Here is an 11949-nt window from a genome sequence, read left to right on the forward strand (position 1 = left end):
GAACAGCAATGTCATGCCGGCAATGCGACGCGGGCAATCTGCGCGAAATAGTTCGCCCCGATGGTCAGCACGTCGTCATTGAAATCGTAGTGGTTGTTGTGCAACGGAACGCCGCCCGTGCTACCCGATTCACCATTGCCGATAAAGACAAATGCGCCAGGTACAACCTGCAGGAACGCGCCGAAATCTTCGGAAATCATCATCGGGGCGACGGCGCCGTTCACGCGATCCTCGCCGACCACGCTGCGTGCCGCTTCCACCGCAACCGGAACACACTGCTCCCAGTTCACGGTCGGGGCAAACTCGTGGGTGTATTCGAAAGTGCAGGTCGCCCCATGCATTCGGCAGATGCCTTCGCAGATGTCCCGCATACGGGCTTCGAGCAGGGACTGGACGGCAGGAAGCCTGTCTCCGGATGTCGATGAAGTTCGTGCCGCCAGGATTTGAGCAGGTCACGGAGGTCTTTGTCAGCGTGCATGGAAGTGTCTCGATGTCGGAGCAACCGCTAGCATCTTACGTGCGCGACGTCGCAAGAATTGCTCGATCTTGCAGGCCGGAATGAAACGTCGTTGCGTTGGGAAGGGCGATATATTGGTAAAAATGCGCAATAATCGAACGAAACTTGCGTCGATCCGATCTACGCCGCCGAAGGGAATCCATGGCATCGCAACTAGATTCATATGACCGGAAGTTGCTGCAACTACTGCAGACCAACAACAGGCTGTCACAACGCGAACTCGCAGACGCGGTCAGCCTGTCGCCCTCGGCGGTGAATCGGCGCATTGCTGCCCTCGAGGCGGATGGCGTCATTACGGCGAACGTCTCGGTGGTGGACCCATCAAGGGTGGGCAAGCCCATTACCGTGCTGGTCCAGGTGAAACTCGAGAGCGAGCGGCTGGACCTGCTTGACGAGGTGAAAAAGCGCTTCGTCGATTGCCCACAGGTCCAGCAGGTCTACTATGTCACCGGAGACTTCGACTTCGTTCTGGTGCTGGCCGTCGCCGACATGACAGAGTATGAACGGCTCACCCGTGAGCTCTTTTTTGTCTCCGGCAATGTCAAGAGCTTTCAGACGCACGTGGCCATGCAGCGGGCCAAGGTAAGCCTTGGCGTGGCCATCGAATCCTAGGCTTTCGGCCAGACAAGCCTGTGCCACAGACTGGCTTCAACGCGCCAGCCAGGCAGTCTGGCGTGCGAGCACCGATTCATGCTGCTCGCCCACCAGTTGCTGGTAGACGGACGGCGCCGTTGCCCCTTCCGTATTGATGACCAGGACGCGTGAGGTTGCATCCAGCCCGGCTTCCTCGGAAAGCGCTGCATTCGCACGAAGCACGGCCAGTCCGGCGAGACCCGCTGCGCCAGATTCCCCCGCCACGACCGGCAGATCGCCAGTCGGCTTCCCCGCGAGTTGGTGCATTGCGGCCACGGCGTCTTCGTCCGAGATCGTCATGAAGACGTCCACGCTGCCCTCGAGAAAGCGCCAGGCGAGGGGCGACGTCTCTCCGCAGGCCAGCCCTGCCATCACGGAATCAACCGAACCGGTGGCGTTGGCCGCCCTGCCTTGCAGCGCGCTTTGATACAGGCAGTCCGCCTGCGCGGGTTCGACGACGATGAACTGCGGACGATGCGCGCCGAAGTACTCCCAGAAATAGCTGGCGATGCCAGCGGCAAGTCCACCGACGCCCCCCTGCAAGAATACATGCGTATAGGGGCACGACTGCCCCGAAGCCACCTCTGCCTGCGTCAGGATCTCGGCAGCGATGGCGCCGTAACCCTGCATTACGTCGCGTGGGATGTCCTGATAGCCCTCGTAGGAGGTGTCCGAGACGACCGTCCAGTGATTGGCAGCGGCAAGGCGAGCCGCCTCTTCCACGGATTCATCATAGTTGCCGGCAATACGGACAATGGTTGCGCCGTAGGCCGCGATGGCATCTTCGCGCTCCTGACTGACATTGGCGTGCAGCACAATCACGCATTGGCAGCCGAATGACCTGGCTGCGGACGCCAGTGCCCGGCCGTGGTTGCCGTCCGTCGCGCTGATGACGGTGAAGTCCTTCAGCAGGTCCGCATATTTCCCGTCAATCAGTGCCAGCGGGTCCAACTTCCGCTCGGGGTACACGCGCAGAATCAGTCGGACCAGGGCAATCGGTGCCCCCAGCGCCTTGAAACTGCCCAGCGGCGAGCGAACGGATTCATCCTTCACGCTCAGTTGGCCGATATTCAGGCTGGCGGCAAGCATGGGAAGGTCGCGCAGCGGCGTGGGCCCGGCGGTCAGTTGGTCCCAATGCGAGAGCCAGGCGCGGCTGCGCTCGGCTTGCTCGACGCTCATGATGTCCTTGAGCTCCGCAGGATAGGCGGCCCGGCGGGCACGGGGATTCTTGGTCAGCATAGATAATCCGATCGGATAATGGTTCAGGCCTGCGCCTGGCCGAGGCGATGGAGCACGACATCGAGCAGGACTTCCGCACCCATGATGAGTTGGTCGTCGTCGGTGTGCTCGCGTGGGTTGTGGCTGATGCCCCCCTGGCTCGGGACGAAGATCATGGCGGCAGGCGCGATGCGGGCAATCATCTGCGCGTCGTGGCCAGCGCCGGACGTCATGCGCCGGTTGGTAAAGCCAAGGCGATTCGCCGACGCCTCGACGCTATCCACCAGACCAGCGTCGAAAACAACCGGCTCGAACCGGGCCGACCGCTCCGTGGTAACTGTCACACCCTCCTGCTGGGCGACCGTCTCCAGGAATTCCGCAAAGCGCCGCTCGGCCAGCTTCAGGCGCTGCTCGTCCGGGTCCCGAAGGTCTACCGTGAGCGTGGCGCGGCGTGGGATGACGTTGATGACGTTAGGCTGCACGCTCAGGCAGCCAACCGTCGCCAGTGTCGTACCGCCGGAGTCCTGCGCGAGTTGGCGCAAGAACGTCACGATGGCAGCGGCCACGAATCCGGCATCGTGCCGAAGATGTGTCGGCGTCGTACCGGCATGGTTGGCGTTGCCTTGAATGGATACCTGTTGCCAGGAGATACCCTGCAGGTTTTCGACCACGCCAATCTGGATACCTTCCGCCTCCAGAATCGGGCCTTGTTCGATGTGGAGTTCGACATACTCATGGGGGACGATGGCACCGGGCTCCAGCGTGCCCGCATAGCCGATGCGCGTCAGTTCATCGCCCAGCCGCGTACCATCGGTCCCAACGGTATCGAGGGCTTCCTGGACGGATAACCCCCCGGCATAGACCAGCGAACCCATCATGTCGGGCTGATAGCGGATGCCTTCCTCGTTGGTGAAGGCCCCGACCATGATGGTGCGGGAGGGTGCGATGCCAGCTTCCCGATAGGCTCGCGCCACGGCCAGTCCTGCCAGCACGCCATAGCAGCCATCCAGCGCGCCCGCGTTTGTCACGCTATCAATGTGCGAGCCCATCATCAGCGGTGCCTGGGTGCCATCATCCGCCTCGGATCGAAGGATGCCGAACAGGTTTCCGATACGGTCGATAACGACCTCCAGTTCCAGTTCGCGCATCCAGTGGGCAACCAGGTCGCGCCCGGCCTTTTCGGCGTCGGTCAGGGCAATGCGAGTACGGCCGCCGACCTCGCTATCGGCGCCGATTTCCCCGAGCTCCTTGAGCTGGCGCAGCAATGTGCCGCCATCAAGCTGAAGCCGCTGCGCTTTCGTCGCAGTGTGTGACATTCAAACGTCTCCCATTCCCTGACATGCCTTGCCCAGCACGCGACGCGTCGTGGCGCAATGTCTGCAATGTTAGAGCGTTGTGGCGCAACAGCGTCCCCGTTTGCTACCTCCCTGCGCAACAACCTTGCGAAGTTGGATCGCAAACCGCAGCGAGGCAGCCAAGGCCACGGATTACGTAGCCTGCCTGCCCGATTCCTGCTGCTACTTTTGTCCTCCCAGGGCCGCTTCGAAGCACTGCATGAGGGCTTGTACGCGCGCCGTCCGTCCACGCCGTCTCGGTACGAGCAGGGTCACCGGCGCGCTGTCGAACTCCCAGTCGGCCAGAACCCGTACAAGCCGGCCACGTGCGACAGCTTCGGTCGTGTCCCACTCCGAACGCAGCACCAGACCCAATCCCTGCTCCGCCCACTGGCGCGCAATACTCCCGTCGTTGCTGGTGTAGGCGGGGACCACACGAACGGTCTCGCGCGCAGATTGCCGTCGGCCAGCGCTGCTGTCAGCCCGTCGAAAGCGCCATAGGGTCACATCCTCATCGTTCTCACGAATACAGATGCAGGCGTGCGCGAGCAGGTCGCGCGGTTCGGCAGGCGTGCCGTGCTTGCGCAAATAGGCCGGGCTGGCACACAACCAGCGCGCATTGGCCGCCAGCGTGCGGGCGACCCAGGATGAGTCCCGCACGGTGCCAATGTGAATGACGGCATCTGAATCATGCCGATCCGGCCAGGGTGTCTCGCGTAAATCGAGCTGCAGACGCAAATCCGGATGGGCCTGGGCGAAGCGAGCCAGCAGCGGCGCAATATGGTGTCGTCCATAGCCGAAGGGTGCGGCGATACGCAAGGTTCCCGTCAGTCGGCTGTCCTCACGCCGGAAAGACTCCGGCAGCGCTTCCAGTTGCGCCAGCAGGGCCGAACCCTCGCGCGCAAGACGTTCCCCCTCCGGGGTCAGGCTCAACCGCCGCGCCGTGCGGGTAGCAAGCGCCAGTCCCAGGGTCGCTTCCAGCTTGCGAAGACGCGCCGACAAGGCCGGAGGCGTCACATTCAGGGCGCGTGCCGCCGCACTGAGCGAAGGCGACTGCGCCAACGCTTCGACCAGCCGGAGGTCCTCGATCTGGATCATTCACTTCAGCTTAACGATTGATGTTCTCAAATTTAACCACAAGCCGCCCTATCGTTCGTACATTAAGGGCCTCGGCCAGCCGTTCGTCTCGGCGCAAGTTGCCAGGCAACAAGAGGCAACCGATTGCGAGCGGCCTGCGCGACGATGCGCTGACGCTGAACGCCAAGGGCCAATTTCCGGACTGAAGACAAACAAGGACGATATGACAAACCACTCCCAATCCCTTGCGAGCGTCGACACGCCAGCGGCGATCATCGACACGCAGCGCATGCAACACAACATCCACTGCATGCAGACGCGCATGGATGCGCTGGGTGTGCGCTTTCGCCCGCACGTCAAAACGACCAAGTGCTCCCCCGTCGTCAAGGCACAGATTGCGGCGGGCGCCAGCGGCATCACGGTTTCCACGCTCAAGGAGGCCACGCAATTCTTTGACGACGGCATCACGGATATCCTCTATGCCGTGGGGATGGTGGCCAACAAACTGCCGCAGGCGTTGGCGCTGCGCCGCCGAGGCTGCGATCTCAAGATCCTGACGGACAGTGCGGATTCCGCCCGCGCCATCGTTGCCTTCGGCGCCGCGCACGGCGAGATGTTCGAAGTCTGGATCGAAATCGACACCGACGGTCATCGCTCCGGCATCCGGCCGGATGAACCGGCATTGCTCGACGTTGCAACCATTTTGCATGAAGGCGGCGCGTGTCTGGGTGGTGTGATGACCCACGCTGGGTCGAGCTATGAACTCAATACCCGCGAGGCACTTGTCGCGATGGCCGAACAGGAGCGATCCGGGTGCGTGCGGGCTGCCGAGCGCCTGCGGCAAGCCGGCCTGCCGTGCCCGGTAGTGAGCGTCGGGTCGACGCCTACGGCCCTCAGCGCAGAGAACCTGCAGGGCGTGACCGAAGTGCGCGCGGGGGTCTATGTCTTCTTCGACCTCGTGATGCACAACGTCGGCGTTTGCTCGACCGACGACATCGCGCTCAGTGTGCTGACCACCGTGATCGGGCACCAGGCCGAAAAAGGGTGGGCTATCGTCGACGCGGGCTGGATGGCCATGAGTCGCGACCGTGGCACGCAGAAGCAACAACGCGACTTCGGCTATGGTCTGGTGTGCGGCATCGATGGCGCGGTGATTCCAGGGTACATCCTTGGCGGCGCGAACCAGGAGCACGGCATCCTGTCGGCGCGAAGGCGCCCCGGACACCGACATTGCCGCGCGCTTCCCGATCGGGACCCTACTGCGCATCCTGCCCAACCACGCCTGCGCCACCGGCGCGCAGTTTCCTGCTTACCAGGCTCTTGACAAGGAAGGCGGAATCACGGAATGGAGCCGCTTGCATGGCTGGTAATCGGGGGGCCCGCCTGGCGGTCACTACAGCCACACCGCCGTCGACAACGGCACGGGCCAGGCTTACGCCCCAGCCGCCACGGCCGATCCACGGTGCATAGGGCTTTCGCAGAGTCAGGGTTAGCAGCGATAATCGGGCAACTCTGATCGAATCAAAAGGCACAAGGAATGGACAAGCAAGGCTTCACGACCGCCATCGTTCATGGCGACAGGACCACAGGTACCGAGCATGGTGGCGTTCACCAGCCGATTCATACCTCCGTGCAGTTTGGTTTCGATCGCGTCGAGGATCTGATCGGTGTATTTCAGGGCACCAGGAAGGGCGGATTCAACTACGCGCGGCAGGGGACACCTACGACCGCCGCCCTCGAGCGCAAGATCACCAAGCTGGAGGATGGCGCCGGGACAATCTGCTTCAGCACCGGCATGGCCGCCATCACGGCCACGTTTCTCACGCTCCTGCGCGCGGGAGATCATCTCGTTGCAAGCCGTTACGTGTTCGGCAACACCAACAGCCTGTTCGGAACGCTCCGTACGCTTGGCATCGACGTGACGACGGTCGATGCATGCAACGTCGAAGACGTGAAGCAGGCAATCCGACCGAACACCCGCATGGTGTTCGTCGAGACCATCGCGAATCCGGGCACACAGATTCCCGATCTGGTTGGCATCGGCAACGTGTGCCGCGAGCGCGGTATCGCCTATGTCGTCGATAACACGATTACCTCGCCCGCCCTGTTCAAGCCAAAGGCGGTCGGCGCAAGCCTCGTGATCAACTCGCTGACGAAGACGATCGCCGGCCATGGCACCGCGCTTGGGGGCGCCGTAACCGACACCGGCCTGTTCGACTGGAGCGCGTATCCGAACATTGCAGATGAATATCGGCGTTCGGCGGCACAGGAACAGGGCCTTCTGCAGATACGCAAGAAGGGGCTGCGCGACATGGGCGCGGCCTTGTCGTCCGAGCAGGCCCATACGATTGCCACCGGGGCGGAAACGCTTGCGCTGCGCGTGAAGCAAAGCAGCGATAACGCGCTGGCACTCGCCCAATTCCTGGAGGGACACGAGGCTATCGGCAAGGTGTTCTATCCTGGCCTGAAGAGCCATCCCCAATATGAGATCGCGCAATCGCTGTTTTCTGGCGCGTCATGGCTCCTGTCGTTCGAACTGCTGAACGCCGACCGCATGATTGACGTGGTCAATGCGCTGAAGCTGCCGATCAAGGCGACCGGCCTCGGCGACACGCGCACACTCATCATTCCCGTGGCGCCGACGATTTTCTTCGAAGCCGGCCCGGAGACCCGCAAGGCAATGGGAATTTCCGATGGCATGCTGCGACTGTCGGCCGGTATCGAGGATATCGATGACCTGATCGCCGACTTCTCGCAAGCGCTGAAACTCGCCGCGTAGCACTGGCTGGAGGCGTTCTCGACCTCCGGCCATCGATCACCTCGCAGCCAACCACGAGCACGGTGCCCAAATGTTAGTGGAATGGGGCGACGCGGAAAGCGCCGCCCTTTACCGCTTGAACCTCAGTGCACTTGGCGAAGTGAGCATGCGTGCAATCCCGCGCCCGATCAGTTTCTGAACGAAGCGCGGCGCGTGCTTGCCGGCTTACCTGCTTACTTGAAGGGCGTCTGCAAGATGCCCATGACAGTCTGAATGCCGTCGCGATAATTGCCAAGCCGCATGTTCTCATCAAAGCTGTGCTGATTGTTGTCGGCATTGACCAGCGGCACGATCACGAACGGGGACTTGAGCGCCTGCACTGCGGCGCCCGTGGGTACGGTTCCCCCCATCATCCGGATCTGCACGGGCGCCTTCCCGTAGGTATCGTGCATCACGCCCTGCAGCCATTTACTGATCGGCGCATCCAGATCGGTGCGTGCGGCCGAACTGGAGGCGGAGACTTCGCCGGCCGTAAGCGATGCCAGCTTCGGATAGCGCGCCCGTTCTTCCGCCGTCGGCTCGCCGTACACCAGGTGGTAGCCCTGCTTCTCGATATGCTTGCGCAGCAGCGCCACCAGCGACTCGGGCGGTGTCTCCGGCACCGTACGCAAATCGATGTCGGCGATGGCGACTTCCGGAATGATGGTCCGCGCCTTGGGGCCCACGTCGCCCGCCACGATGCCGCGCACGTTCAGGCTCGGATACTGCATCGCCTCCTGATAATTGGCGCCAACCTTTTCCGTGCTGGCGATGCCCAGCCGGCGCTTGAGCGCCGCTTCGTCGTCCGGCACCGCGGCCATGATCTTGCGCGCACGCTCATCGAATTTCACCGGCGTGTAATAGCCCGGGATGGTCACACGGCCATTGTCGTCCTTCATCGACGCCAACAGGCTCGCCATGCGCTGCACCGGATTGGCGGAATAGTTGCCGTAGTGCCCGCTGTGCAGCCCCTGGCTTGCACCGAAGACTTTCAGCTGCACGAGCTGGATGCCCCGATTGCCAAATACCAGCGTCGGCTGATTGCTCTGGTGCATCGGGCCGTCGAAGATGACCATGCCATCATTTCGCAACAACGCAAGATTCTGCGCAATGACCTGTCCCAGCGAGGGCGAGCCCTTCTCCTCCTCGGAATCGAGCAGCACCTTGATGTTCACGCCCGGCTCCACGCCCGCCGCCTTGAGCGCATCGAAGGCCGCCAGGAACATCACGATCGGCCCCTTGTCGTCCGATGAAGACCGCGCGAACAAGCGCCACTCGGGATCCACCTGCCCCCCGTACAGTTTGTCCAGCGGCAGGGTCTCCCACTTGCCATCGGCAGCGCGCGCCTTGAGCGTGGCTTCCCATGGACTCTTCTGTGCCCACTGGGACGGCGTCACGGACTGTCCATCCAGATGCATGTAGAACAGCACGGTCTTGCGCGGCCCGGCCCCAGGCGCGGTGTACTCGGCGTACATCATCGGCTTGTCGCCATTTGCAAGCGCCAGCGCCTGGAAGCCGCGCCGTGCGAACGCCTTGGTAAGCCAGTCCACGTTCTTCTGGATATCGGCCGGCACGGTCGCATCATTGGGAATCGCCAGCAGTTCTACCCATTCGCGATAGCTCGCCGCCGCCGCGCGCCCTGCCGACTGCTCAAGCTGTGTGCGATCCAGCGTGGCGGCGCCTACCCCAGTCCCGTACGCCAGGATGAGCGACGCGACAAGTGCCAGTCTGCCGGAACGATGGTGAATTGCCGATGGGGTGCGCATGTCCTTTTCTCTCTCTTCGTTGTATGACGACATGCATTATGGCGGCAGATTCGGCCAACAAAAAGGCCTTGTGCGCCGTGATCTGCCCCCTGTGGATGTGCCCACGTACATACCGTTCCACAGGGGGCGTTTCTCCACGGGAGTCCAGGCACTGTTTAGCCGTCTTGGCAAGCAACCTCGGCACGGATCGCAGCGCCATGCTGGTCCAGGTCGGGTAGCGTCGCGTCGAGGTGCGGCGTCTGATCGATCGTGAGGGGCAACGCTGGCATCCGCAGCATCCGATTTCCCGGGCTCGATACGCTGACCAGCCGCTCCGGGGTGTGCGTCTCGGCCTGGTGCATGGCCCCCCCAAGGTCGCGCACAACACCGCTGACGACACCAGCCTCGTTCAACAAGACACACGCCTGCTCGGCACTCACCTTCGACATCGCATCGGCCAGCACCTGTCGCAACGCCGCCCGGTTCGCCACGCGCGCGGCGTTGTCGCGGAAGCGCGGGTCCTGGGCGAGGTCTGGTTTTCCGATGCACTGGCACAGGCGCACGAAGTGCTCCTGCAGGTAGGCCGACAGCACGATCTTGCCTTGCGCGGTGCCGACCACATCGGCCGCTGGCGCCAGTGCCGGTTGCCCATTGCCACACCGCGACGGCATGGTGTCGTAAAGCTGGTGTTCGGCCCACTGCTGGCTCAGGGCGTCGGTCGCCACGTCGATCAGCGACACCATGACATGTGCGCCCTGCCCGCTCACGCTACGCCGTACCAATGCAGCAAGCACCCCGGTAACCAACGTTCGACCGGCCAGGACATCGACGATCGTGAAGCCAACCCGGGTGGGATCTGCATGAGCGTCGCCATTCATGCTCATCATGCCGCTTTCCGCCTGTGCCGCGATATCGAGTCCGGGCCGGGAAGCCGCCGGGCCGCTGTGCCCGAAGCCGTTCACCGACGCGTAGATCAGTTTGGGAAACTGCTCACGCAACTGGCTGGCGCCCAGCCCGTACTTTTCCATGACGCCAGGGCGTGCGTTCTGCAGCAGGACATCCGCGTCTTGCACCAGCGCCAGCGCTACGCCACGATCCTTGGCATCCCGCAGATCGAGCACGATGGAGCGCTTGCCACGGTTGTAGGCCGAGAACATCGGCCCGCACTCATCCGCCTGCCAACCGGAGCGGCGGCTGGCATCGCCCCCCGGCGGCTCCACCTTGATCACGTCCGCCCCAAGGTCAGCCAGGATCTGCCCGGCAGATGGCGCCGCAATGAACTGACCGAAGTCGATCACGCGCAGGCCCGCCAGCGCGGCGGGCTCCTGACCACCAGTTTTCGAAGATTGCATTGTTGTCCGCTTCCCTTTCAGGCTTACTCCGGCTTCACGCCGGCCGTCTCGGCGATGTGATGCCAGGCCACCGTGTCGTCTGCAACCACCTTGCGGAACTGCGCCGGTGTGAGTGCCGGGGATACCGGCACATTCAGCACCGTCAGACGTTCACGAAAGGCTGGGGTGGCGATGGCACACAGCACCTCCTGGCTGGTATGGCTTGCCTCCTGTCTTGTCTGCAGCGTGATGGTGGCGATCCCATTTGCCACGTTGTATTGGAGGGTGTGGAAAGCAGGGTTTGTCGTCATGGGCGGAAGGCGCCAGGGCCGTCAGGTTGTCGGTGCCATTGACACTAGCAAGCCCTGTTCTGCGCCTGCGACAACTGTTTCGCTATCTTGAACGGTCCCGGCAGGGCGTGGTCGGGGTGCGGTATGACCGTGGGCCGTCCTTTTCCGGACATGAATGGTCCGGAATCGGACAAGCTTTCAGCCCTGGCCAGCCAAGGCTGGGGGCGATGCCTACCATTGCGGCACATTTCAACGCCTGTGAAGACCAAACCATGAAGACCAAAGCCGCCATCGCCTGGAAAGCCGGCGCCCCGCTCACCGTCGAGGAAGTGGATCTCGATGGCCCGCGTGCCGGTGAAGTCCTCGTCGAAATCAAGGCCACTGGCATCTGCCACACCGACTACTACACGCTGTCCGGCGCCGACCCCGAAGGCATCTTCCCGGCCATCCTGGGCCACGAAGGCGCGGGCATCGTCACCGACGTGGGCCCGGGCGTGACCTCGCTGAAGCCGGGCGATCACGTGATTCCCCTCTACACGCCGGAATGCCGCCAGTGCAAGTTCTGCCTGTCGCGCAAGACCAACCTGTGCCAGGCCATCCGCGCCACGCAGGGCAAGGGCCTGATGCCGGACGGCACGTCGCGCTTCTCGATCGACGGCAAGCCGATCTTCCACTACATGGGCACGTCGACGTTCGCCAACCACATCGTGGTGCCGGAAATCGCACTGGCCAAGATCCGTCCGGACGCGCCGTTCGACAACGTCTGCTACATCGGCTGCGGCGTGACCACGGGCGTGGGCGCGGTGCTGTTCACGGCCAAGGTGGAAGCCGGCGCCAATGTGGTGGTGTTCGGCCTGGGCGGCATCGGCCTGAACGTGATCCAGGCGGCCAAGATGGTGGGCGCCGACAAGATCATCGGCGTCGACCTGAACCCGGGCCGCGAAGCCATGGCACGCAAGTTCGGCATGACCCACTTCATCAATCCGAAGGACGTCGAGAACGTGGTG

The 11949-nt window shown here is 63.0% G+C and carries 9 protein-coding genes and 2 pseudogenes; 4 read left to right on the forward strand and 7 right to left on the reverse strand.

What is annotated here, in order from left to right:
- Positions 1–11: 11 nt before the first annotated feature.
- A pseudogene (locus tag A9J21_RS06575) lies at positions 12–401 on the reverse strand (M20/M25/M40 family metallo-hydrolase); the annotation flags it as partial.
- A 257-nt stretch (positions 402–658) separates the two neighbouring features.
- Between A9J21_RS06575 and A9J21_RS06580 the strand changes: the two are divergent.
- Entirely contained in the window at positions 659–1129 is a 471-nt protein-coding gene (locus A9J21_RS06580; protein WP_066733079.1) for an Lrp/AsnC family transcriptional regulator, read from the forward strand.
- Between the two features lie 36 nt (positions 1130–1165).
- Here the strand turns inward: A9J21_RS06580 and A9J21_RS06585 are convergent, their stop codons facing one another.
- From A9J21_RS06585 to A9J21_RS06595, 3 genes are all read right to left on the reverse strand, one after another.
- Positions 1166–2389 (reverse strand): diaminopropionate ammonia-lyase, encoded by a 1224-nt coding sequence (locus A9J21_RS06585; RefSeq protein ID WP_066733081.1) that lies wholly within the window; start codon positions 2387–2389, stop codon positions 1166–1168.
- 23 nt (positions 2390–2412) lie between these two features.
- The gene (locus A9J21_RS06590) at positions 2413–3684 is read right to left on the reverse strand and encodes a Zn-dependent hydrolase (RefSeq protein ID WP_066733082.1); all 1272 of its coding nucleotides are present in this window, start codon (positions 3682–3684) and stop codon (positions 2413–2415) included.
- Positions 3685–3885: 201 nt separating this feature from the next.
- Complete coding sequence (locus A9J21_RS06595) at positions 3886–4800, reverse strand: LysR family transcriptional regulator (RefSeq protein ID WP_066733083.1); 915 nt, start codon at positions 4798–4800, stop codon at positions 3886–3888.
- A gap of 202 nt (positions 4801–5002) precedes the next feature.
- On the opposite strand from A9J21_RS06595, the pseudogene A9J21_RS06600 reads away from it, so the two are divergent.
- Together A9J21_RS06600 and A9J21_RS06605 are read left to right on the forward strand one after the other, a co-directional pair.
- Positions 5003–6149 (forward strand): annotated as a pseudogene (locus A9J21_RS06600) (DSD1 family PLP-dependent enzyme).
- Positions 6150–6316: 167 nt separating this feature from the next.
- A complete protein-coding gene (locus A9J21_RS06605) occupies positions 6317–7558 on the forward strand; it encodes a cystathionine gamma-synthase family protein (RefSeq protein WP_066733085.1) in 1242 nt (413 codons plus the stop codon).
- Between the two features lie 212 nt (positions 7559–7770).
- Here the strand turns inward: A9J21_RS06605 and A9J21_RS06610 are convergent, their stop codons facing one another.
- The 3 genes from A9J21_RS06610 to A9J21_RS31895 all read right to left on the reverse strand — a co-directional run bounded on the left by A9J21_RS06610 (position 7771) and on the right by A9J21_RS31895 (position 10963).
- Complete coding sequence (locus tag A9J21_RS06610) at positions 7771–9342, reverse strand: M20/M25/M40 family metallo-hydrolase (RefSeq protein ID WP_066733124.1); 1572 nt, start codon at positions 9340–9342, stop codon at positions 7771–7773.
- Between the two features lie 155 nt (positions 9343–9497).
- Positions 9498–10673 (reverse strand): CaiB/BaiF CoA-transferase family protein, encoded by a 1176-nt coding sequence (locus A9J21_RS06615; protein WP_066733087.1) that lies wholly within the window; start codon positions 10671–10673, stop codon positions 9498–9500.
- Positions 10674–10696: 23 nt separating this feature from the next.
- Positions 10697–10963 carry a hypothetical protein gene (locus A9J21_RS31895; RefSeq protein WP_197497466.1) on the reverse strand — a complete coding sequence of 89 codons (267 nt, stop codon included), beginning with the start codon at positions 10961–10963 and terminating at the stop codon, positions 10697–10699.
- A gap of 251 nt (positions 10964–11214) precedes the next feature.
- Between A9J21_RS31895 and A9J21_RS06625 the strand changes: the two genes are divergently transcribed.
- The coding region (locus A9J21_RS06625; protein WP_066733125.1) for an alcohol dehydrogenase catalytic domain-containing protein at positions 11215–11949 on the forward strand (735 nt) is incomplete at its 3' end.

The organism is Cupriavidus sp. D384 (assembly GCF_001652915.1).
Lineage (GTDB): Bacteria > Pseudomonadota > Gammaproteobacteria > Burkholderiales > Burkholderiaceae > Cupriavidus.

Excerpts from the sequence above, each read along its gene's own strand:
- A9J21_RS06580 (WP_066733079.1), top strand. The coding sequence starts at position 659 with ATGGCATCGCAACTAGATTCATATGACCGGAAGTTGCTGCAACTACTG.
- A9J21_RS06585 (WP_066733081.1), bottom strand. The coding sequence starts at position 2,389 with ATGCTGACCAAGAATCCCCGTGCCCGCCGGGCCGCCTATCCTGCGGAG.
- A9J21_RS06590 (WP_066733082.1), bottom strand. The coding sequence starts at position 3,684 with ATGTCACACACTGCGACGAAAGCGCAGCGGCTTCAGCTTGATGGCGGC.
- A9J21_RS06595 (WP_066733083.1), bottom strand. The coding sequence starts at position 4,800 with ATGATCCAGATCGAGGACCTCCGGCTGGTCGAAGCGTTGGCGCAGTCG.
- A9J21_RS06605 (WP_066733085.1), top strand. The coding sequence starts at position 6,317 with ATGGACAAGCAAGGCTTCACGACCGCCATCGTTCATGGCGACAGGACC.
- A9J21_RS06610 (WP_066733124.1), bottom strand. The coding sequence starts at position 9,342 with ATGCGCACCCCATCGGCAATTCACCATCGTTCCGGCAGACTGGCACTT.
- A9J21_RS06615 (WP_066733087.1), bottom strand. The coding sequence starts at position 10,673 with ATGCAATCTTCGAAAACTGGTGGTCAGGAGCCCGCCGCGCTGGCGGGC.
- A9J21_RS31895 (WP_197497466.1), bottom strand. The coding sequence starts at position 10,963 with ATGACGACAAACCCTGCTTTCCACACCCTCCAATACAACGTGGCAAAT.